The 22,384-nt window shown below is 38.6% G+C and carries 14 protein-coding genes; 4 read left to right on the top strand and 10 right to left on the bottom strand.

The window, feature by feature from the left end; genetic code table 11:
* From G634_RS0112640 to G634_RS0112610, 7 genes are read right to left on the bottom strand one after another with little or no spacing between them, the layout of a single operon-like run.
* A complete protein-coding gene (locus G634_RS0112640; protein WP_026505594.1) occupies positions 1 to 2,595 on the bottom strand; it encodes a DUF5696 domain-containing protein in 2,595 nt (864 codons plus the stop codon).
* 22 nt (positions 2,596 to 2,617) lie between these two features.
* A complete protein-coding gene (locus tag G634_RS0112635; protein ID WP_026505593.1) occupies positions 2,618 to 3,277 on the bottom strand; it encodes a Yip1 family protein in 660 nt (219 codons plus the stop codon).
* Positions 3,278 to 3,281: 4 nt separating this feature from the next.
* Positions 3,282 to 4,802: a hypothetical protein gene (locus G634_RS0112630; protein WP_081676615.1), complete on the bottom strand. Its 1,521-nt coding sequence runs from the start codon at positions 4,800 to 4,802 to the stop codon at positions 3,282 to 3,284.
* A gap of 19 nt (positions 4,803 to 4,821) precedes the next feature.
* Positions 4,822 to 5,685, bottom strand: a complete 864-nt coding sequence (locus G634_RS0112625) for a carbohydrate ABC transporter permease (protein WP_026505591.1) — start codon at positions 5,683 to 5,685, stop codon at positions 4,822 to 4,824.
* 1 nt (position 5,686) lies between these two features.
* On the bottom strand, positions 5,687 to 6,625 hold the full coding sequence (locus G634_RS0112620; protein WP_026505590.1) for a carbohydrate ABC transporter permease: 939 nt from the start codon (positions 6,623 to 6,625) through the stop codon (positions 5,687 to 5,689).
* A gap of 38 nt (positions 6,626 to 6,663) precedes the next feature.
* Positions 6,664 to 9,624, bottom strand: a complete 2,961-nt coding sequence (locus G634_RS0112615; protein WP_026505589.1) for an extracellular solute-binding protein — start codon at positions 9,622 to 9,624, stop codon at positions 6,664 to 6,666.
* A 28-nt stretch (positions 9,625 to 9,652) separates the two neighbouring features.
* On the bottom strand, positions 9,653 to 11,059 hold the full coding sequence (locus tag G634_RS0112610; RefSeq protein ID WP_026505588.1) for an endo-1,4-beta-xylanase: 1,407 nt from the start codon (positions 11,057 to 11,059) through the stop codon (positions 9,653 to 9,655).
* 402 nt (positions 11,060 to 11,461) lie between these two features.
* On the opposite strand from G634_RS0112610, the gene G634_RS19145 reads away from it, so the two are divergent.
* On the top strand, positions 11,462 to 12,406 hold the full coding sequence (locus G634_RS19145; protein ID WP_035800019.1) for an AraC family transcriptional regulator: 945 nt from the start codon (positions 11,462 to 11,464) through the stop codon (positions 12,404 to 12,406).
* A 122-nt stretch (positions 12,407 to 12,528) separates the two neighbouring features.
* On the opposite strand, the gene G634_RS0112600 is transcribed toward G634_RS19145, so the two are convergent.
* A complete protein-coding gene (locus G634_RS0112600) occupies positions 12,529 to 14,142 on the bottom strand; it encodes a glycoside hydrolase family 43 protein (RefSeq protein ID WP_026505587.1) in 1,614 nt (537 codons plus the stop codon).
* A gap of 390 nt (positions 14,143 to 14,532) precedes the next feature.
* Between G634_RS0112600 and G634_RS0112595 the strand changes: the two genes are divergently transcribed.
* From G634_RS0112595 to G634_RS19140, 3 genes are all read left to right on the top strand, one after another.
* Complete coding sequence (locus G634_RS0112595; RefSeq protein WP_026505586.1) at positions 14,533 to 16,245, top strand: DUF1266 domain-containing protein; 1,713 nt, start codon at positions 14,533 to 14,535, stop codon at positions 16,243 to 16,245.
* Positions 16,246 to 16,472: 227 nt separating this feature from the next.
* Complete coding sequence (locus tag G634_RS21905; RefSeq protein ID WP_330364826.1) at positions 16,473 to 19,313, top strand: carboxylesterase family protein; 2,841 nt, start codon at positions 16,473 to 16,475, stop codon at positions 19,311 to 19,313.
* Between the two features lie 11 nt (positions 19,314 to 19,324).
* Complete coding sequence (locus G634_RS19140) at positions 19,325 to 20,458, top strand: glycoside hydrolase family 5 protein (RefSeq protein ID WP_035800016.1); 1,134 nt, start codon at positions 19,325 to 19,327, stop codon at positions 20,456 to 20,458.
* A 129-nt stretch (positions 20,459 to 20,587) separates the two neighbouring features.
* Here the strand turns inward: G634_RS19140 and G634_RS0112575 are convergent, their stop codons facing one another.
* Together G634_RS0112575 and G634_RS0112570 are read right to left on the bottom strand one after the other, a co-directional pair.
* Complete coding sequence (locus G634_RS0112575) at positions 20,588 to 21,958, bottom strand: sodium-dependent transporter (protein WP_026505584.1); 1,371 nt, start codon at positions 21,956 to 21,958, stop codon at positions 20,588 to 20,590.
* Positions 21,959 to 22,036: 78 nt separating this feature from the next.
* The gene (locus G634_RS0112570) at positions 22,037 to 22,246 is read right to left on the bottom strand and encodes a hypothetical protein (RefSeq protein WP_035800014.1); all 210 of its coding nucleotides are present in this window, start codon (positions 22,244 to 22,246) and stop codon (positions 22,037 to 22,039) included.
* Positions 22,247 to 22,384: the final 138 nt, after the last annotated feature.

Raw genomic sequence — 22,384 nt, 5'->3', positions numbered from 1 at the left:
TTATCTTTTTACTACATAATCTCTTGCAGGAACTTTTACATTGTCATCTGTTACATAATCGCCATATCCATAGTTTACATATACCTTTGTTCCATCAGCATACTTTGTTACAGATACGTCGTTGGTAATATTTTCATGTCCTACCATTTCCTGATTGAATATATGTCCGAGCTCTTTGTTATAGCGGTTGTAGATCTCGAGCATCTTGTCTTTCCAGGAATCATAGTTGGAACCATAATACTGTGTATAAAGAGTCTTTTGTGTAGCAAAGCTTGTTTCATCCATCAGTGTGAAATAGAGTCCTGCACCATACTCAGCGCTGTAAAGAACTTCATTTTCAACATTTCCGGAAATGTTAATTGGCTTACCAGTGTAGTTAACTCTTCCGTGAACAGCAAGCTGGAAGAAAGGCACTGCTTCATCAAGTATTGTGTACTCGCTTCCTCTAAGATCCATGTTGGTTACCATTGTGCTAAATGGAATAGCATAATCGTTACCCATGTTAACCATAATAGGAACTTTCTTATCAACATACTCTTTCATCTTCTGAGTCTGACGCTTCATAACTTCCTGACGGCTGTATGTCTTCTTTCTATAGAAGTCAGAAGAAAGGTCTTCACCAAGATCCTGGAAAGAAGCACCTGCATTGTACTTCTCTGCAGCCTTTACAAGATTGTCAGCCATCTTTTCAGCCTTTTCTGTGTGAAGAAGGAAGTAAGATTTGCCGCTGTCTCTCTTTCCGTATGTAACCGGATTGTATTCATAAAGCTCTGCTCTTTCCTTACTGATGAACTTAGCTGCATCTCTGTAAGAGAAGAATCCATCAAAAATGTTGCTGTTATAAGCATACTGTGTAATACCGTTAAGGTATACTGTTACACCCTTTTCATTTGCTTTGGAAACAAGATTCTTTAAATCTTTGGAGCTTCCAAGAGCACCGATTGTGCTGGCACTTGAGAGCATCTTCTGATTTACACCACCGTTACACCATCCTGTAAGCTTAATGCTGATGTTCTTTACACCTTCATCTGTAAGCTTATCAATCATGTCTCCAGCTTCTTTATAGCTTGTAAGCTTCAAAGGTCTGGAAACAGGAACACCAACAATCTGCTTAACCTTGTCGATTGCTCCTACAACCTCGATAACAACAGGTGTTGAATCATCTTCTTTCTTTTCCATGTATCCGTCATACTCTTTGTCAAGATACTTTCCATAATCCTTTGCCATATCTACATATGAACCAGAATCAATGAATCTATATCTCTGTGAAATTGACTCATCTGGAAGCTTTGGAAGGTACTCGTAGATTTCACTGTTAGCAATATCACCTACGTTGTAACGTTCTCTTTGTGTGATGGAATACTTGGCATTTACGTAGTTGTAGCTGTTGCTCTTTCCTGCAATATCTGCCTGAATTGAAGCATATGCTCTTCCGTTTTCAAGTACACATACAAAAGAGTTTTCTCCTTCAGATACACCATATACTCCGTAGTAGGCTCTTGTGTTATGTACTACTGCGTCTCTTCCAAGACACATATCCCATCCATAAATGTTTGTATAATAGCTGCTTTGTGCTGTCTTTCCATTATTGAAGTTAATAAGTGCTCCACCACCTTCAGGAACCATCATGAATCCCTTATCATCAACTCCACCTGCTCCAAAGTATGGAAGTGGAGTAATGGAATAAAGTGGTGTATTCTTATCGTACTTAAGTTCGCTATAAGGAATCTCAACTACGAGATCTTTTCCTTCAAGTTTGTATATTACGCTAATGTTGAATACCGGAGTGTCATTTGTCTTAACAGCTAGGTCAAGCTTTTTGTCTTCAAGGTAATCATCATAGGTATATCCAACTGCTTCAAACTGCTCCTGAAGCTTTTTCTTAACGTTCTCCTTTGTTGTTGAACGAAGTACATAGATTACGTTTTCAGCAAGTGCCGGATAGTTTGCAAGGAGTTCGTCCTTATTATCTTTAGCTGTAAGCTTGTTGATATCGTATTTTTTGTAGTACTGCTTAATAAGGTCTGCATCCTTTTTTTCCATTTTGGAAAACCAGTTATTGAGATTTTCCTCAGTAATTACAGGTGGAACAACATATTCTTTCTCAACATTACCAAGTGAGTAATTAACTCTAATCTCGTCCTTTCCAGGAACGATTTCATAGATGTTATTCTTAGCACTAAATGCATATGAGTTATATGTTGTCTCAAGACCCTGTGTAACGGAGTAAGACATTACAAGTGTTGACTGAAGAAGGTCTTTCTGGTCTTCAAGTGCCTTTGTATCCTTGTCGGCATCCTTAGGATTGGAGTACCAAACCTTTCCTGAGTCCTTAACTTCAAGTGAAAACTCTGTAGTCTTAGGATCCATTACCATCTTAAGTTCGCCATTATCTACTACAACTGGCTTATCATCCCCTTCGAAGGAATATGGTGCAACTGCTTCCTGCTTTTCTTCAGGAGTCTTATAGTTCATGACTACTACAGCAATGACCACGATGATCAGAACTAAGATGATTGAAGGCAGGCGTTTAAGCACCGCCTTCAGTATTTTTTGAGATAGCTCATTCTTATTTTTATTCTTTTCTGTCTTCAAGTCAGTCACCTCTTGTAACTCCCTATAATCGGAACATCAATTCCCTCGCAAGGGATACGAAATAAGATATTCCCTGCGAAATCATGCTAAAGAAGATCATCAGAATGAAGATCATGACTAGCATTGCAAACAAAGTCGCTACGGTAAAAAGAATATTCTTTCCCGCTGAGTACTCATGTATCTGTCCCATAGCTGCGATTACTAAAATCGCTGCATAGAAAAGTGTCAGAGAACTGAGTACACTGTAAAATTGCGCTTCTTCAACAGTTACAAAGTTACTAAAAATCATAAGTGGAAACTGAATAAGCGGATATGGAACAAGTGCATAACATGTTGCCATGTATACCTGCTTCAGTTTTCCTTTTCCATCGAACAATGTTGTAAGTCCCCAGTTTCCTACTACCCAAAGAGCAAGTGGGAAAAGGATACTTGCAATGTAGAGGAAGATATTCAATTCTTCCCAGTACACTTTCATGAACATAAAACTTGTATAACGAAGCTTTAATAATCTGATAAGTACTGTAAGGAAAAGAATTGTATTTGCTGCTGCAAGTGTTCCTCTCTTTTCATGTGTTAGATCCCAGAAACCATCAAGTGGATGTGTCATGCAATAAAGTGAAAATTTCAGGGAGTCTATGTATTTTTCTCTTGGATTATCAAATTTCTTTGTTTCGATTCTCATATCCTCACCTGCCCTTGCGCAATTCTTTCTGGAAATAGTCTGCTGTGTCAATTTCGTATCTAATCTTCTTAATCTTTCCAATAGAAAGTGGAACAAGGAAAAGCAAAAGAAGTACTATTACAATAAGTGCTATATGCTCTTCAACCCACTGTTTTCTGTATTGCTTGAAAGCCTTGGAATAGTTCTGAGCATCATACTTTAATTCGAAATACTTCATTGCCTCTTTGTAGTTTTTCTGTCTAAGAAGAGTTCTTCCTATTCCGATATAAGCAAGGTCATAGTTACCATTCATCTTCATAACTTCACGCCATGCTTCACCAGACTCATCATATTTACCTTCATCGAATGTATCCATTGCCTTATAAACAGTGTTACCAAATTCTGTAGGTACAAATGATGTGATAGAACAATCAAGACTGTCTACTACATAAAGCTCACGGCCAACATGTTCGATTGCGCTTGGTCTTCTGAAATATCCATCCATATTTCCGTTTCCGCCAAATGCAAATACCATATTACCCTGATCATCGTAGCCGAATACTCTTCCTCTGTTTCTATCAAGACAAGCATAAACATCATTGTCTAATACTGTTATGTCTGTGAAAATAGAAGGTCCTTCGTAACCACCACCAGAGCCTACATAAAGATCACCCATTACATCCCAGTCACCATTCTGAACCAGGATATTGCTACCCATAAGATTCAGCTTTCTAACTGCGTCTGAGGATGGCTTTGTTGCTCCGTCTTCTACCTTAACGGAAGTTGTTGCATAGATGAAACCTTCTCTATCCATGAAGATGTTTTCATACTCTGTTGGTACGAAAGATTCCATCTTAGCTCTCTGAGCCTGGCTGGCAAACTTCTTCCAAATGTAATCTGTCCAGTTATATGTAACCGGTGTTGCTCCTACAAATCCTGCAAATGTTCCGTCGCTCTCATATTTAACAAGACCCTTGTTAATACCAGTTGCGATACAGTACATACGTTCTGCAGTATCAATTACGATTTTATTGGGCTGGAATACGAGTTTTGGATCAAGTGTATTGTCATCCGGCTTTACGAATTCCATAATGTAGTTCAGGTCTTTGTCAAGTTTTAATACTCTTGCATTTCCCTGATCAGCTACGAAAATGTCTCCATTTTCTGAAACTGCGACATCTGTAGGGTTGTTGAACTTTGTTTTATCTGCGCCTGTAAAGCTATCTATTATTTTCACAACTTCAAGCTTTTCAGGTGACTTTCTCTCGATTACGAGGATTCGGTTGTTACCGCTGTCACACAGATAAATTGTATTGTCTTTAACGAACATTCCCTGTGGATTTTTCAACTTTACGTCTAACCCTAATTCTGTTGAAGTGAAAACCTTACCAACAGAATATAAATCCGGGCTGTCCTGTACATCGCCCCAATAGTCGTAGTTGTAGGTGTATCCGGCTTCCTTCGCCTGAACCTGCATTGGCGAAAGAGCTATTGCTGCTGCAAATACGACCATGCAGGCCTTTTTGATGAGATTCTTCTTTTGCATACCGCCTCAACCTTTCAACTCAATCCTTCAGACCGGAACTAGCCATAGTCTCAAGAATCTGACTCTCTGAAAATACAAAGATGATAATAGGTACAATCATTACAACTACAAGTACAGCTGCACCCTGTCCAGTTCTTGCAATACCACCACTTTGAATCTGCTGTAATGCATAAACAAGTGTCTTACGCTCTTCTGAATAAATGTATGTTGATGCCTTATTATTCCACAAACCCTGTACAGAGAAAATAATAAGTGTCATCCATGCCGGTTTTACGTTTGGCATAACAATTCCAGAAAATACTTTCCATTCATTTGCACCATCAATCTTTGCTGCTTCGATAAGGGAGGTTGGAAGACCTTCCATGAACTGCTTCATAAGGAACAGTCCCATTGGAGAAGCAAATGCAGGAATTATGATTGACCAGTATGTATCAATCCATCCCAGCTTATTAAGAATGAGGTAGTTAGGAATTTGTGTTACCCAACCTGTGAACATCATGGCTACTGTTACAACTTTGAAGAAGCCTGCATTTCCTGGGAAGTCATACTTTGCAAGTACGAATGCACCCATAGATGCAATAATAAGATGTCCAAATGTTCCTACAAATGTAATGAGTACTGTGTTGAACAAATATCTTGTAAATGTAACCCATGACTTACCCATGGTTACAAACAAATCCGAGAAGTTGTCCAATGTTGGATGCTGTGCCAAAATTCTCGGAGGGAATTTGAACAATTCATCCAACGGCTTTAAAGCACTGCTTACAGCATATATAAGCGGAAAAGCCATAATAAAGGCAACTAATATCAAGAACAAATATAAAGCGATGTCTCCGGCAATGGATCGATTCGGCTTTCTCTTTTTAATCAGCTTTTTGCTCATATCAGGTTCCTACTCTCCTTAACAGACTTTGAATCGCCTTATTGCAAAGGATCATCATCAAGAACAGAATTGTTGCTATGGCACATGCATAACCCATTTCAAATCTGGAGAAACCATAGTCAAACAAGTGTGTAACGATAGTTCGTGCTGCGTAATCCGTACTAGGATATCCGCAAAGTGCCATTGTTACGTCAGCTACACCGAAGGACTGTGTGATGGACATAACCGCACCGAACATAAGCATAGGTTTCATATTCGGAAGTGTTATATACCACAACTCCTGCCAACGGTTCTTGATTCCGTCCATGTATCCTGCTTCGAACTGTGATTTGTCAACACCCTGCAGACCAGCTACGAAAGAAAGGAATCCTGTACCAAGACTCATCCACAAAATAACAAGCATACAGATTGGAAGCATGTATTTAGGATCAATGAACCAAAGCTTTGGTGAATCAATAATACCTGCATTCATAAGGAATGCGTTTACGTATCCATAAGCATCTCCTCTAAAGAATACTGAGAAGATAACGTAACAGTTACCTGCTATGGAAGGGGCGTAAAAAACAATTACTGCTATACTCCTGATCCATCTGGGCAGCTCATTTATGAGCCATGCAAAGAGGAATGATAAAATATACCCAAGCGGTCCAGTAATGAGTGCTATCATTAATGTGTTTTTTACGCCAATCAGAAAGATATCATCCTGTAATACAAGACTGATATAGTTCTGAAGTCCTATAAACCTTGGAGGTTCAAGTATATTGTAATATGTGAAGCTGTAGTATATGGAGGCTACTACAGGGAACACATAAAACATCGTAAATAAGATGGCATAGGGAGCTAGGAAGAGGTAACACATCTTGCGATTTTTTGCTTTCTTCCAAGCTACGCTCATATTATGCTTTCGCAGTGCCAAGTATTTTTGAAGATATTCCTTCATTTCCTGCTCTCCCAAAATCGATTGGGATACCAGGTGGATTATTTATCCACCGGCATACCAAACTCTATTCTCTTCTTCTTAATCTCTTCATCTATCAAGATGGAGTAATCAATTATAGTTTCTCGTGCATCAACTCGTTCGTTTATAACCTTACGAATAGCATTGGAAATATGACGTCCTGTGAAATATCCACCTGGAACTTCACGAATACCAACTGTATGATTCCACTGTTCATTAAGAACTTTGATATCGTCCGCATTCCATGACAGATTTGAGAATGCATCTCTGTTTGCAGTTGCATATCTTGCAGAAGAACCAAGAAGTGCTTCAATCTCTCGACCGAAACGAACCTGTGTATCTGCCTTTGCCCACCACTTCATGAATTCCCATGAAGCATTTCTAAGAGATTCTTTATCTGTCTTAATCATCATAGTAGCTGAACCTGTGATGAAATCGGAACGATCAATGTATGTCTTTCCATCTGCTGATGTTCTCTCGGTTCCAGGGATAAGTGTGAAATCCCAAAGTCCTCTAATTTCAGGAGCTGAAACCATAAGCGTGTTATATGTTGAATACGGTGCAATTCCGATTGGCATTTCACCTGAACGGAAACGGCTTACGAAATCATATACTGTAGGAATTCCATAATCATTGAAATATCTTGCATAATCTTTGAAAGCCTCAACACCTGCTTCGGAGTTAACTGTTGTCTTTGTTCCATCCTCGTTGTACATATCACCACCGTACTGATACAGAAGTGAGAAATACATTGAAAGGTCTGGAGCGTTGGACATAATAGCTGTTGAAGATGCTGCTGCACCACTGCTACCTGCTGCTGTAGGAATACCAACTGTAAGGTTGTTACCCTGAATTGTAGGAAGCATCTCAATAAGCTCTTTCCATGTCTGTGGTGTCTTAAGTCCAAGTTCCTGCATAACGTCCTTACGGTAGAACATTACGTTGAATGTCTGTGTTTCAGGAACACCATAGATACCACCGTTAAGCTTGAACTGCTCATAAGAGCTTTCTGAGTAGTGTGACAGAACTTCCTGCCATCCATCAAACTGTGTTATATCTTCTGCTGCACCTCTGAGTGCGTAGTTAACTGGCTGATCTGCACCAACTGAAAGAACTACATTTGGTCCTCTTCCAGCAAGTACTGCATTAAGAAGTGCACCTGCATCAACGATTTCTACGTTAACTTTTACATTTGAGTTAGCTGTGAAATCATCATCAACCATTGTCTTTAAGATAGTACCCTGGTCACGACCTGTAAGTACCCAAACCTTAACGACATCATCACTTGACTTATCATCATATACATTACCTACTGAGTTGTAATCAACATAGAAGGATGCTGCAAATGACTTTGCTTCATGCCAGAACTTTGTGAAGAAGTTTGCCTTATCTTTTTCTGGCTCAACTCCTGTACCTGATACAACAAGGTAGTCAACATCAAGCTTTGTCTCACTCATGTTAAGTGAAGCAGTTCCAAGTGATGTAATGTTATCTTTGAAAGTTGTAAATTCTGTTGTAATCTTTTGTGGCTTTTCACAGAAACGCTCAAGCTGCTGTGCAATTGTCTGCGCTGTTGCAATGTTGTTAGCCATCTGACCACTGTATGCAACCATGTCATCAACAATCTTGTAAAGACGCTTGGACTCAAGATCCATAGCTTCCATAACTTCTGGATATGTCTTTTCAATATGATAATCACGATATACATCCGGGCTTGCACCTGTATAAACCAGGATCTTACGGTAGATCTGATTCAATCTGTATGTTGAATCTTCAAGTTCTTCAAGGATTTTGCCCATTCCGCCAAGAGTTGCCTCAAGACGAATTGTATGTTCACCTTTTGTTAAATAGAATTTGTACGGTGTACCTTCTTTATCTGCAAGATCAAGACTGTTCCAGTCATTTGCATATTCAAAAGATACTTCGTTAAGTCCTTCAAAAGGAACTTTTCCATCAATAGATACACTTCTGTTCGATACAGATCCTCTAGAATAATTCTGTCTTCCCTTTACCATGATGTTATAGAAACCATCTTCAGGAACTTCGAATTTCCACTCGATCCACTGACCAGATGTACTCCAGCTTTCACCACCAACGTAGTTAAGAACTGTTCTTGTTACGCTGTTTGGAACTGTTGTAGGTGAAGATCTGTCATACTTTGCATAAAGAGATGACTCTGAACGAAGTGTTGACTTCTCCCCCTGAATCTCAAGCTGAAAGTTCTTTGCAGTATCACTTTCGTTTTCCTTTGGCTGACTTGCCAGATACTCTTCGTATGTAGGCTTCTTCTCGATAGCCTTTACTACAACTTTTGAAAGAAGCATTGGCTCGTTATCAGCTCTAAATGTCAGCTTGTTTTCGCCTTTCTTGAAAAAGAATGAATATGGTTCTGACTCATAGCCCATTCCATCTTTGAAATATGCATCCTGCCAGTCAATGTATTCAACCTGTCTTGGACGAATCTCGTTTTTCTGATTATCCACTTTTACAGGTCCTTCATCCTGCCACATTCTTGTAAAAGAAATGTTTCTTGCTCTCTCAAATGGAATCTCACCATTTATCTGAACAGTTCTTTCAGCAGGAACGCCTCTGGATTCTGGAAGCTTATATTCGATGTAGAGCTGGTACATTCCTTCCTTCTGGACGTCAACTGTCCATGTAACTTCTGAATTATCTCCAGTAAACAGTGCATCAGACTTATCTTTCGCAGCTGCCTTTTCTACATGAACGTCACCAACTGATTCGTATTTGAACAAATCAACTTCGATATCCTTATCCGGATTGCCAGCGTCTTTGTGGCTCTGAATATAACCGGTATAGGTACCTTTTCTTTCCATTCCTTCGACATCTTTGGTCAAATCTGTGTTTTCGTATTTCTTATGGAAATCTTTTCTCTCAGTATGAGATAAAGCCACGCATACTCCAACCAAGACCGCGATGACTCCTAGAATTACAATTATTTTCTGTAATGTCTTGCTCATGCTCTTAAGTCCTTACTTTCCTTTACAGTTATTTAGTTTCTGTAAATACCCAGAACGCAGGCTTTGGTTCATAGTTACCGTCAAATAAAAGCGGGCATTGTGAATGTTCTTTCTTGCTTCCGCCACCTACATTTGAACGGAACTGAAGCCATGAATAGGTATCTATCGTGCCCCAGAAAGTGATTCCAGAAATATTTATGCCTGATTTTTTGGCTGATTGCAAAGCGTAGTACATAAGGTTATATGTCTTTCTTTGCTTTTCATACTCTATTTCTTTTTGCTCGTCACTTCCGTCGTAATCATCACTGGCGCTTAAATCCCATTCAGTAATCTGTACACTGCCAACTACTGCTCCATAAGCCTTTGCTGAAGTTTCAACATCAGCAGCAGAAGGAGAAGCTACATTGTAATGTCCTTGCATGCCCATGGCTGTGATTCTTGTTCCTTCGCCAGGTTTTCCTTCCTTTGCCTTAACAGCTTCAAGAAGCTTTACGATACCAGCCCTCTTCTGAGCGCTGCATTCGTTGTAGTCGTTGTAATACAATTCCAATTCTTGTGGTGCATATTTGTTAGCATATTTAAAAGCATTGATTATAAAGTCTTCGCTTTGATAAACATGCCACCAGCTAGAGTTGCTTCCATGCCTGTCCTCGGAAAGAGCCTCTTCAGGCTTTTCTTTGTCAGTTCTATAAGTTCCTGTAGCATCAGAAACAGCTTCATTTACTACATCCCAGCCATAGAAAAGACTCTTGTACTTGCTGTCTTCTCCGGTAAAATGAGTTAGGACTTCGCGGATGTACCACTCTTGTCTCTTGTCCATTTCTTCTGATGTTACGTATGGCTTTGTCTTGTCATAATCTTCATGGAAAAACCATTCAGGTGTCTGAGAATGCCATACAAGAACATGTCCTCTAATCTTAATCTCCCTATCTGGATGTGTCTCGTTCCATTTAAGGAACTTGTTCAAGATTCGTTCTGGCTTAGAATAGTTCAAAACCGGAACAGTGATCTTCTCGCCATTAAGCTCTGTTTCCTCGGTTCCCGGACATTTGCTTACGCTATATCCAAAAAGTGAATCCGGTTTAAGCTCATTTCCCAACGTCACTGCATTAAAATGTGTTGTGACGATGTTCCAAAGCTTAATATCCCAAGGTTCATCGCCTGTTAGCGCGCATCCCACTCTGCAGCCAAGCTTTTGATCTACGCAATCTCGCAGCGCTGGAATCTCAGCTTCTTTAGAGGTTTCCTCATCTGCACTTGCCTGTTTAGTTGTTGATGCGAAAGTACTAGACTGTTCTGATTTGGAATTCACACTAGAATCAAGAACACTATTGCTCTCTTCCGCTGCACTTTGTGGTGAACTACCACATGCTGAAAGAGTCAATGTGGTTACTGCTGCCAGAATAGCAGCAAGGGTTTTCCCCCCTCTGTACACTCATCTACCTCCCCTACGTTGTGTTTTTGCGTTTCCCAAAATTTGCTAATACGTTTTTATCGCGTTTAACGATTTACATATATAGCATAATGGCTTTCTGTCGCTTTAGCTTCTCATATCTTGCTAATGACTTCTCACATATTGCTATTTGTGTGCAAAAAATCGTTTCGCATTTTTGTGCATCTTTCACAAAATCGCCGTACTCATTATAATACTTTTATATAAATCAAGCAAGATTTGATTATCGATAGCAAGATTTGAGAAGATTTTTCTCGTCATTCTATATAATATGCTATATATGAGGGTAAGTGTTAAATTTATGATATTCAAAAATAATTTTTATGTTATTTGGAATTATATAGAAGGTAAACAAAAAACATATAACTTGGAAGGGGCAATTTAATGTTAACGAAGGGCGCTAACTTAAATCTTGATTATTACCACCAGAATACTGACTTCAATAAAAGAATAATAGAAGGAAGTAACGAAAAACACATTTTTCCAAAGGGAAGTTCCATACGAATATGGTATAACGAATTAAACTGTGATTATCCGACTCATTGGCATAACGCAATGGAGATTATAGTACCAATCACTAATTGCTATGATATTAATATAGAAGATAAGCACTATCACATAGTTCCCGGAGATATACTTTTTATTCCTCCTAGGAAAAAGCATTCACTTCACTCTCCAAAATTTGGAGAACGATACATCTGCCTGTTTGACATCGACTTTTTTTCATCTGTAAGAGGTTATTCAGGTCTTATTACTATGCTTAGCGATAGCATCCATATATCTCCTGATAAATTCGCACCAATTTACGACGAAGTAAATGAATTATTCTCGCTCATTTGGAAAGAGTATTTCCAGAAAACAGAGTTCTATGAATTCTCAATTTATGCGTATCTCTTTAGGATAATAACCCTCATCTCAAGATACAACTTAAATGGAATACAGCTCTTTACAGACAACACTCCACTTAAACGAAGAGAGTATTTTGAAAGATTAAATAATGCAATCGACTTCATAGATCATCACTATACAAACGATATTACGCTCGAAGATGCTGCAGCATACAGTGGTTTTTCAAAATACCATTTTTCTAGACTTTTCAAGCAATATATGAATTGTACATTCTACGATTACCTTATCGAACAAAGGATTAAAGCAACAGAACTTTTGCTGACAAAAGATAACCTTTCAATGAATGACATAGCTGTTTTGTCAGGATTTGCCAGTATTTCAACTTTTAACAGAACTTTCAAACTCAAAAAAGGATGCACTCCGGGGGAATATAGAACAATATGCTGCGGAGGACTGCGTAAAGAAAAGGAAAATTTATAAACAGTTCTGCTTGTGAAATATTACAATCCAGCAAAACTCATCAAATAAAAAAACGACTTCTTGTAGAGATTAAATATAATCATCTTCAAGAAGTCATTTTTTATTTTATGCTATTCTAATTATTATTTCTCAAACTTCCAAGAATAAAGTTCATAGTCTTTTCCAGCGAATACGAAGTAAAGATTATGTTTTCCTGTAATCTTGCTGTCAAGTGCTGCAGAGATTTCCTTGAGGTCTTTTCCAAGTTCGGAAACACCAACATAACCTGCTACTGTTCCTGAAGGGCTATCGAGTGCAATCTTAACTGCTCCTTTTCCTGATCCAAGAGCTTTGATAGTAATCTTATCTGCACCCTCTGCTGCGAAGTCCACACCACTTACGCAAATCCATGCTCCGTCAGTGATACCAGAAACAATCATATCACCTGAGCCATACTTTACAGCATCTTCTCCGAACTGCTTTGTAGTAATACCTGCTGCATTAGACATTGTTACAGCCTTTGTTTCTACATAAGGATCAAATGCCTTCAACTGATCAACACCTGTTCTTGTTCCAACACTTGCAGCTGGCTCATTTTTGTCGTTAATAACAAGCTTATCTACGTTAGTGCTGCGGTATCCACCGTTAATGCCCATCTTCTCCTCAAGAATTCTAGCATGGTATGTAATATACCACTGTCCGTCAAGCTCGAACATGCAATGATGATTGTTTCCACCAAGGCCAAAGAAGTGTTCAGGATTCTGAAGAACAGGATTGCATTCCTCAAAAGGTCCCATAGGATTCTTTGATTTCATTGTCATGATTTCACCCATGTGGAAACCATGTTCTTTTACTGCCTCATCTGTAACATTGAAGTTAGTGCAGTAAGAATAGAAATATGTATCACCAATCTTATTGATTCCGGAATCTTCAAAAAGATAAGATACGTTCTCGATTGGCTTTGGATCACCTTCAATGCTAATCATATCCTTGCCAAGCTTAGCAACTCTTGCTGTTCCAGGGTTAGAAGCCTTATCAGGACTAGGAACACCGCCGCCAAAGTAAATGTAGTTTTCTCCATCATCATCCATAAGAACAGCCGGATCGAACAGCCATGTTACCTCTGCACATGTAGGTGTTTCTCTTGAAATAAGTGGTCCGTTAATAGGATCTGTAAATGGACCTACAGGGCTATCAGCTTCTAGAACTGCAATGCCATTTCCATTATTAGCAAAATATAAGAAAAACTTATCCTTGCCATCAATCTTCTTGTAAGCTGCTGCCGGTGCCCATGAATTTGCTCCCCATGAAGCTGCTCCATTTCTGCCTGCTGCATATACTGTTCCATGATCTGTCCAGTTTACAAGATCATCAGACGAGATAACGCAGATTGTATCAATATTGCCGTAAGTATTTTCTTTTACTGTCTTATCAGGATTATAAGAAACCTTATCTCCTGTCATATACAGATATACTCTGCCATTATATACAAGTGCATATGGATCTGCACCAAAACGCTGTACCATGACAGGGTTATTATCTGTAACTGCTTTGTTACTCTGTAATACATTAATACCTTCAAACATTTTATCTGGTGTACTCATTGAATTTATCTCCATTTCTTTACTACTATCATTTTCCAAAACTTCATCTCTGGAATCTGCTTTTCCTGAAAGCTTACCCGTAGCGTCACATCCCGTTAGCATAGCTGTGATAGCAAGTGCAGAGAGTAAGCAAGATATAGTCTCTTTTTTCATGCTACATCTACCCCATTTTCATTTGGACTATATGTAGCAAATCTTGGGTAAACACAAAAAGGAACGATATTCCTTCTATTATTTGACTATATAGTTTTTCTCCCGTAAACACTACTTAAATATTGCTATTCTTCTTCCAGATATTGCTATTTAGTCATTGTGTGTTACACTCCAAGATAGTATAAAGCTTGTTGACGCTTACTTCATGCGAAAGTGATTCAAAAGCTTTGGACGAATTTTGCTTAGCAAATTCTATATATGAGCACTGAACCGGATTTGTTTATGAGTATTATGTAAGTAGGCAGCAACGGCATTTACTATTGTCACTAATTGTACTATTATATTATTCAACGTTACAAATTTATTACAAAATTATCAAAGAGGCAGAATATGTCATTTTTATCTTCAAATAATAATTCAAACGACTTAGGACGTGAAAAAAGAGAAAGTCTAAAGAAATGTTTTCTTACACAAGTAGAAAATGCAGGCTATGCAAAGTCTGCTTCAAAGATGGAAGAAGCAAAGATAGATGCTCTAGATGCTCACTCCATAGACCTACTTAGCTATATACTTTTAAACACTTGTATTAATTTAAATAGTGTAGATGAACTGAAAAAATATGAGCTAAGAAATAATGAAGTTTATTTTAAAGAAGGACCTTTTGCTGGAAGAAGAGTTCCAAAGAAATCCGAAATACTTTCCCGCCCTTCAAAGCTTCGCACATTTTTAAATTTTCTGATAGTAGCATCATTTTTAATAATTTTGCTATTCTTTATTATTTATCTATTCACTGATAATTTTAAGTTTATTCCTTCCGGAAAATATCGTATTGCATTTATTGCCTCCTATTTCATTATGGGATTGACTCTGGAGAAATTACCTATCATGATATCAGTCAAGTTAAAGGATAAATATTTTTTCAAAGATATGCAGCCTTACTACGCTGTGTTTGCCGGTTCCAAACTTGCCAGTGCCAAAAACAGTACTTATACAATCTATGACATTATGATGCTCCCTAATGGTGCACTCATAAACATACCAAGTAATCATGTTGTTACTTTTTCCAAAATAAAAAACTATCATACTGACGGTAATACGCTGTCTAGAATTTATCTAAATGCGAATGTTTATGATGAATTTCTTACAGAACAGGAATATCTAAAGAAAACAGAGCCTCAGATTTTTGAAAAGATTATTTCTTTCGGAATAGCGTTAATCTTTATTATTGCAACAATAATTTTGGGATATATTTATAAAAACTTCCATATGGATCGCAATTACTATGCAGACAGTATCCTTATTGATTATTCACGTTCTAACGCTACAGGTGAGAGAATACCTGATGATGACATCGATTCAGACAGCCCATATTCTTTTGGCTGCAATGTCACTTCTTTTTACGCATGCCTTGAAAATGGCGATATGAACGCTCTTGGCGGCCATTTGATTGAAGATCCTGACAGCGACGCAGCTTATAATGCCAAGGACTATCTTGAAAATGCATGGGGAATTGAAGCAAGAAAAAGCAGCAAAAACACCATCGGTGCAACTGATACAATTGACGATTTGATCAAGTATGGTACTAATTCCAAATACCAGCTTTTTGTAAAAAAACATCCCGAAGTAAAAGAAGCTGCAAAAGAAATCATAGCTCGTTATGGAAAAGACTTTTCAGCTGAAGACGTAATAAATGATACCGTAGATGATTATAAGGCTTTTGAAAACACTAAATTTGATTCTGACACGACTTGCTACCTTGGTGCAGCCTTTGCATACGCAAAGCATGGTGAAAATGCCCTCGCAGCCTATGACTTAATGCGCATTTATCGTATAACCGGCTTATGCTATCAGATAGAATTCCTGTCCGGGCCTGAATGCATGAAGCTATGTTATAACATGGCACAGTTTCTGCAAAAAAACTATTCGGGATTCAAAGACATCCATGAAATGTATTGCTACGGACAAATGTTCAGATTAAAAGAGGATACAGCAAAAACAAAAGCTGAAATTAAAGAAGCTGTGAACGCCATCAGCATGCTCGAAGATGATGGTGAATATTCTTTAATGCAAATCGATTTTAACAACGAGCTTGAAAAGCCTTAAAGAAACAGAGTTTTTTATAATCCAATAGAATTTACTATAGATAAAAAGCAAACAATAGGCAAACTATCGCAATTTATGAATAGAATTTCACTTCTGAAACTATTACATTTGAATATATGACAGCAGGGTCAAAAGTAGCAGTAAGTACTTAGTGTTAACTGCGCAAGAAAATAAAACAATACTTTATGACCCTCCGAATATTTCAAATCTAAATATAGGGGGCGAAAATGTTAAGAGTAACAGAAGTTGAAAATGGAAAAGTTAAAGGTCTGCCTTGTTCAGACCCTAGAGTAACAGTATTCCGCGGCATTCCTTTTGCTGCACCGCCGGTTGGCGAAAATCGTTGGAGAGCACCACAGCCTTGTAAGAATTGGGAAGACACTTTGGAAGCTTATAGCTTTGGTCCTATCTCCTATCAAAATACACCTGGTCTAGGAACAGATTTGTACTGCCGCGAGTGGCATGTAGATCCTGAAATTCCTATGAGCGAAGATTGTCTATATCTTAATGTATGGACCCCTGCCAAAGCTTCAAATGAGAAGCTTCCTGTTCTCGTATGGTTCTATGGTGGCGGATTCCAGTGGGGATATACAGCAGAGATGGAATTCGACGCAGAAAAACTTGCAAGACGAGGCATCATCGTAGTCAGTGTTGCCTATAGACTTGCATGTTTCGGATTCCTCTCACATCCTGAACTTACAAAAGAAAATCCGGATGCACCTGCAAACTTTGGTCTTCTTGATCAGCAGGCTGGTCTTAACTGGGTTTACAGAAATATTGAAGCTTTCGGCGGCGATAAAGATAAGATTTCCATTGCTGGTCAATCAGCTGGCGGTTCAAGCGTAATGCACCAGTTCACCTGCGAGCAAAACTTTGACAAGATTAAAGGCGCTATTGTACTTAGCGGTATAATTCGTCAGCCAAAAGAAGGCGAAGACATCTTCCGCCCTGTAACACTTGAAGAAGCTGAAAAAAGAGGTGAAGATTTCTTCAGCTTCCTCGGTGTATCAAGTCTTGATGAAGCAAGAGAAATCGATTCCAAAACTCTTTTGGCAAAATATGATGAGTATGTAAAAGATCATCCAAGAATGTTCCCTATTAGAGACGGCAAATTCTGTGTTGGTGATCCAGTGGAAAGATTTGTAAACGGCCAGTGTGCAGATGCTCCTATTATATCTGGTAATACTTCTGATGAATTCTCTATAAATGGATTCAACACAGTAGAACACTCTGTAAAGAGCGCATTCCTTGACGCAGAGAAAAACGGAAGCAAACAGCCACATTATTACTATCGTTTCGATCCGGATATTCCTGGTGATGGACATCTTGGTGATAACCACCCAGGGACTTTCCACTCCTGCGATTTGTGGTTCTTCTTTGACTCTCTTGATATGTGTCATAGACCATATACAGGACATCACTATGAACTTGCCCGTCAGATGTGCGACTACGTTGCAAACTTTGTAAAGTATGGCAATCCAAACGATCCAGAATATGACTGGTTTATTTCCGATAATCGCAACATTGCCTCAGGAACAGACCTTGCATATAGAAGAACAGCGCAGCCACTTCCAGAATGGCTTCCTTTCTCTGATAAAGACAGAAACGAAATGGAATTTCTAGGCGGCGGTGCAAAGCTCAAAAAAGAAGGCGGCATCCGTCAAAACAGCAAAAAACAGGCTGTAAATCCTTATCTTCCATCATGGGAATATGTTCCTGATGGTGAGCCATACGTATTCGGAGATCGTGTATATGTTTACGGTTCTCACGATTTGTACAACGGAGAAACATTCTGCCTTGGCGATTATGTTTGCTGGTCCGCATCAATAAACGACCTTGGAAACTGGCATTATGAGGGTGTAATCTACCCTAAAACAGCTGATCCTCTCAACAGAGACGGACATATGTGCCTCTACGCCCCTGACGTAACAGTAGGTCCTGATGGAAAATACTATCTTTACTATGTCTTAGACAAAGTAAACGTAGTATCTGTAGCTGTAAGTACTCTTCCACAAGGTCCATTCTCCTTCTATGGATATGTTCATTACGAAGACGGCATACGCCTTGGTGAAAGAGAAGGTGATGAACCACAGTTCGATCCAGGTGTTCTTACAGAAGGTGATGTGACATATCTTTATACAGGATTCTGCGGACAAGGCGACAAATCACGTCATGGTGCTATGATGACTGTTTTGGACAAAGATATGCTTACAATCAAGAAGTCTCCTATATTCGTAGTTCCGGGAAGCTGCTATAGCCAGGGTACAGAATTCGAACATCACGCATTCTTTGAAGCTCCTTCTATCAGAAAGCACGGTGATACATATTACTTTATTTACTCTTCAGAAGTTATGCATGAGCTTTGCTATGCTACTTCCAAGAATCCTTATGGACCATTTTCCTATGGCGGAGTTATTGTAAGTAACTGTGATCTCCATATAGGCGGATACAAAGATGCAGAAACTCCATCAGCTTACGGTGCAAACAACCACGGAAGCATAGTAGAAATCGGAGATGACTGGTACATCTTCTATCATCGTCATACAAATGGCAACTGGTTCAGCCGTCAGGGATGTGCTGAGAAAATCGTCATAAACGAGAACGGATCTATCAATCAGGTTGAAATCACTTCCTGCGGTTTGAATAATGGTCCTCTTTCTGATAATGGCGAGTATCCTTCTTACATTGCCTGCAACATCTTTACAAACAAGCCAAAGATTTATGTAGAGCCTACAGTTCCAAGAGTGGTACAGGAAGGCGGAGATGGAGATCAGAAGACAGCCTATATTAAGGATATTGTAGATAGTACCACAATCGGCTTTAAATACTTTGATCTTAAAGATGCAACAGGCTTAAAGATAAAGACTAGAGCTTACTGTAATGGAATATTTGAAATCAGACGCAATATAGGCGGTGATGTACTGGGCACTATTTCTGTAGTCGGAAATAACATCTGGACAGAAGCTTCTGCACACTTTATGAAACAAAATGGTGCATCTGCCCTTTTCCTGACATATAATGGTACAGGTAACTGTAGTTTGAAATCAATTGAATGGCTTCATGATTAAGGAAAAAACTTATGAACAGGAAACTTCTATGCGCTGCCGGTCTTATACTCGCACTTAGTATGAGCGGATTTGCAGGCTGCAAATCAAGGACACAAACAGGGAGCGATGTTATGCGTGATATTACACCAACAGAACTTGTCGCAGAAATGAAAACAGGCTGGAATCTAGGAAACACCTTTGATGCATATGGAACCAAAGGTTTGTCTGATGAGACCGCCTGGGGTAACCCAAAGACCACCAAAGAAATGATTAACGCAGTACATTCCAAAGGCTTTGACTGCATACGAATACCAGTCACTTGGGCTGACCATATGGGAAATGCTCCAGAATATGCTATTGATGAAGCATGGATAGCGCGAGTTGAAGAAGTTGTAAACTACGCTCTTAGTGATGGAATGTTCGTAATACTCAACTCCCACCACGAAGAAGAATGGAGAATTCCTGATAATAAGCATATAGATCAAGTTGATGCTAAAGTGTCAGCACTGTGGAAACAGATAGCAGAACACTTTAAGAAATATGGCGACCATCTCGTATTTGAAGGTCTTAACGAACCAAGAGTAAAAGGTGGCGAGAACGAGTGGAACGGCGGCACAAGCGAAGGAAGAAAATGTCTTGACAGATTAAACCAAACCTTTGTAGATGCCGTCCGCTCTACAGGAGGAAACAACGAAAAAAGACTCCTTCTAATCACAAGCTTTGCATCGTCTCCTGAGATTTCTACAATAGGAAACCTCAAGATACCAAATGACAGCCACCTTGCTGTATCAATTCACGCTTATACACCATATGCTTTTACCTATGATGTAAAAGAGTCCTGGCGAATCGATGGGTGGGATGGTTCACACAAAAGCGATATTAACAGTGTATTTGAAGATTTGAAAAGAATATTTATTAATAAAGGTATTCCAGTTCTGATCACAGAATATGGTGCTGTTGATAAGAATCATAACAACAAAGACGTATGCGCTTGGGCAAAAGACTACCTTGAAAAAGCAAAGTCACTTGGTATACCTTGCTACTACTGGGATAACGGCCTGTACGACAATGGAAATGAACATTTTGCGATATTCAATAGAAAAAAATTAAACTGGTATCGAGAAGACGTTGCTGATACAATTATGTCTGTTTATTCCTCTAACTGAATCGCAAAAGCCTAGAATACTAAATGTAAATGCTTTATTACAACACATAAGCAGTAGCTTTTATGTAAGTTTTAAAAAGGGGCAGCGCAATATATAAAATGCGCTGCCCTCTTATATTCTAATAAAAAATCACATCTCAATAAATCCAAGCACGTTTGCAATTGAACTAATAAGAATAATCACTACAAATACAGGACACAAAAATCTAATCATAAAGTTAAAAACAAACTTTCTCTTAAACTGATGTCCTCCATATGTAACCTCTTCTTCAACCTTGGCAATTCCCATATATCTGGTAATAAGAATACATGTTGCAAATGCCGCAATAGGCATCATTACAGAATTGGTCAAGAAATCAAAGAAGTCAAGGAATTGCATACCTACAATCTTAACATTTGAAAGTGGTCCATTTCCAAGTGAAGATAAAGAGCCAAGAACAAGCATTATAACAGCCATTACTGCAACACCCTTTTTTCTACTCCACTTAAACTCATCTGAGAAAGTTGAAACACAGCTTTCAAGAAGAGCAATAGCACTTGTCAATGCTGCAAATAATACAAGAAGAAAGAACAAAATTCCAATAAACTTGCCCATTCCCATGCTGGCAAAAATCTTAGGCATAGTAATAAACATAAGTGAAGGACCAGCCTTCAAAGTCTCTGGATTACCGCCCGAAAATGCAAATACAGCCGGAATTATCATCAAACTTGCCAAGATAGCAATTGCAGTATCGAATATTTCAACCTGAAAAGTTGAGTTTTCAATGCTGACTTCTTTCTTAACATATGAACCAAAAGTAATAAGAATACCCATAGCAATTGATAAAGAATAGAACATCTGTCCCATAGCCGATACTACAGCCATCCAAGAGAAGTTGTCCATGTTCGGTATAAGAAAATACTTAACACCTTCAATAGCATTAGGTCTTGTTACCGAATAAATGCAGATAATAACAGCAAGTACTACTAATATAGGCATCATTATTCTGGATACAAGTTCAATACCGTTTTTCACACCCATAATGATAACAAACAAAACCATCGCAGCAAACACTACAAACCATATCTCAGCAGACCTTCCATTGGAAATGAAATTTCCAAAGAAATCATCTTCTGCAATTTTATTCGCATCACTTCTTATATATTCGAACAGGTATTTGCATACCCATCCGCCGATAACAGAATAATATGGAACAATCAGAATAGGAATAATAGCATTTATCCACCCTCCTACTCTCATAAGCTTATTCTCTGTATAAAAATTATAAGCTCCGACCGGACTTTTCTTCGTCGCACGTCCTACAGCTGTTTCTGCTATAATCATTGTATATCCAAACGTTAGAGCTAAAACAATGTAGACCAAAAGAAAAACTCCTCCGCCGTATTTGGCACACAAATACGGGAATCTCCAAATATTTCCAAGTCCTACTGAAGCTCCTGCCGCTGATAATACAAAGCCCAGTTTACCTGAAAACGCGCTGCGATGGTGATTGTGACTCAAAACAAACCTCCTAAGAAAAATAGCTGCTGTTTACTATTTCAAGTAACCAGCAGCTAATTATTTTTTACTACTTACTACTTACAAACTCTTAACCAAAGAATAAATTCCTACACATACAAGAACAGGAATTGCCAAATAAATCGAAACCTCAATTGCTACTATTATCAAAATAATTGGTAAAAATCCAATACAAAAAATAAGCTTTACAATGCTCCATGAAGCCTTAAGTGCAAACATAATAAGCTTTAAAAATACTACTGCAAATAAAATCCAGAATAAAAAAAACATAGTCAGTCCCCCTATTTACAAGTTAATGTTTGAATGTAGTTCTTTTTTGTCACTGCGTTCCAAAAAACACGCAAACTGGTCATTTAAAAAGGCTTCGCCTTGGACCAGTTTGCCACTTGACTTTTGTTCTCACGAAAC

The sequence above is a fragment of the Butyrivibrio sp. NC3005 genome, assembly GCF_000424545.1.
Taxonomy (GTDB): domain Bacteria; phylum Bacillota; class Clostridia; order Lachnospirales; family Lachnospiraceae; genus Butyrivibrio.
This window is presented reverse-complemented; position numbering and strand designations above follow the sequence as displayed.